The sequence below is a fragment of the Kitasatospora putterlickiae genome (assembly GCF_039527695.1).
In the GTDB taxonomy this organism is placed as follows: domain Bacteria; phylum Actinomycetota; class Actinomycetes; order Streptomycetales; family Streptomycetaceae; genus Kitasatospora; species Kitasatospora putterlickiae.
This window is the reverse complement of the sequence record NZ_BAAAKJ010000447.1, coordinates 248-1,922: the sequence shown is the minus strand read 5'-3', so window position 1 is coordinate 1,922 and position 1,675 is coordinate 248. Positions and strand designations below refer to the sequence as shown.

Annotated in this window: 1 protein-coding gene and 1 tRNA gene; both read left to right on the top strand. The window is 69.6% G+C overall.

Going from position 1 to position 1,675, the window contains the following annotated elements:
• Positions 1–493: 493 nt before the first annotated feature.
• Positions 494–575: transfer RNA gene (locus ABD308_RS36195), tRNA-Leu, on the top strand.
• Between the two features lie 140 nt (positions 576–715).
• Positions 716–1,627, top strand: a complete 912-nt coding sequence (locus ABD308_RS36190; RefSeq protein WP_344344422.1) for a Bax inhibitor-1/YccA family protein — start codon at positions 716–718, stop codon at positions 1,625–1,627.
• Positions 1,628–1,675 lie beyond the last annotated feature (48 nt).

Here is a 1,675-nt window from a genome sequence, read left to right as displayed (position 1 = left end):
TCCCCGTAGACCTTGTTCAGACCGGTGGCGCGGGCGGCCGCCCGGCCGGTGCGGACGGCGGTTGCGGTCGACGTGGTCACGGGGGTGCTCCTCGGGCTCGGCGGAGAGGGGTGGCGCCGGGTGGTGCGGCGCGGAAGAAGTGCTGGACGGCCGGTGCCTTCCAAGGGGCGTCCGGCCGTACCTCCATGCTCCGCCCGATGATCATGGCTTCTCGTCGCTCCGCCGGACGGTTGGCCTGACCGCCGCTGGGCGTACGCCCAGGTGGTGCCCTCATCCTGCGGTATGACACCGCCCCTGAGTCGGAGGGCGGTGGCCGGATCGAGCGGGTTCGGTGGCCAAATCACGAACTGTTCGTCAGATGGCAAGGAAACATGACAACTTCCCCGCCTTGGAACATGCGAAAGAGGAGGCCGGGCGACTAGGCTCAGGGGTGGTCCGCACGGGCGGCGGAGCGATGCTCCCCGCTCCGTCGGCGGGGCCGGGTCCGCAGGACGCCCAGATGGTGGAACGCAGACACGGGCAGCTTAAAACTGCTTGGCCGAAAGGCCGTGCCGGTTCGAGTCCGGCTCTGGGCACGTGCTTGCTCGCGGGGACGCCGACCGGCGTCCCCGCCGGAGTAGCGGCCGAATCGTTCTCGCGGCGGATGCCGATTCCTTTGCCAAGCCATTACCCTGGTGGTTCGGGCGGTGCAGTGCCGCCACGGAGGGAATGAGCAATGAGAAGCAGCAACCCGGTCTTCTCGCGGGAGGGGTCCTTCACCCGCGAGTCCGGCTACGCGGGTTTCGGGACCACCCAGACCCCGCCGGCCGGGGGCCAGTACGCCACCAACCCCTACGGCAACAATCCGTACGGAAACAACCCGTACGCCAACAGCCCCTACGCCCAGCAGTCGCAGGGCCAGGCTCCGCTGACCGACGAGCAGCTCGTCGAGATGTACAACGCGCCGTCCGCCGGTCCGCTGGCGACGGGCCGGATGACCCTCGACGACGTGGTCGCGCGCACCGCGATGACGCTGCTCACCCTGGTCGCGGCCGGCGGTCTGGCCTGGTTCGCGCTGCCGGACCGGAACTTCGGCCTGGCCATCGGCGCCTCGCTGATCGCCTTCGTGGTCGGCATGGTGATCTCCTTCAAGCGGAGCGTCAGCCCGCCGCTGATCCTGCTCTACGCGGGTCTGGAGGGCTTCGCGCTCGGCGCGATCACCAAGGTGTTCAACACCATCTGGCCGGGCATCGCGATCCAGGCGGTGCTGGGCACCGCGGCGGTCTTCGCGGCGATGCTGATCGCCTACAAGACCGGCCGGATCCGGGTCACCCCGCGGTACACCCGGATCGGCATCGCGATCGCCATGGGCTTCGTGCTGCTGTTGCTGGTCAACATGCTCGCCTCGCTGGTCTTCGGCGCCGACATGGGGCTGCGTTCCGGCCCGCTCGGCATCGTGGTCGGCCTGGTCGGCATCGGTCTCGGCGCCTTCTTCCTCTCGCTGGACTTCGCGGCCATCGAGGAGGCGATCGCGCACGGCGCCCCGCAGAAGGAGTCCTGGCGGGCCGCCTTCGGGCTCACCCTGTCGCTGGTCTGGATCTACGTCGAGATGCTGCGGCTGATCGCGATCCTGCGCGGCGACGACTGATCCTCCCTCGCACCACCACTGCCGCCGGGCCCCGGAGCCGTACGCTCC

What these genes read in the sequence shown, in the direction of transcription:
- ABD308_RS36190 (WP_344344422.1), top strand. Translation starts at nt 716, where the DNA reads ATGAGAAGCAGCAACCCGGTCTTCTCGCGGGAGGGGTCCTTCACCCGC.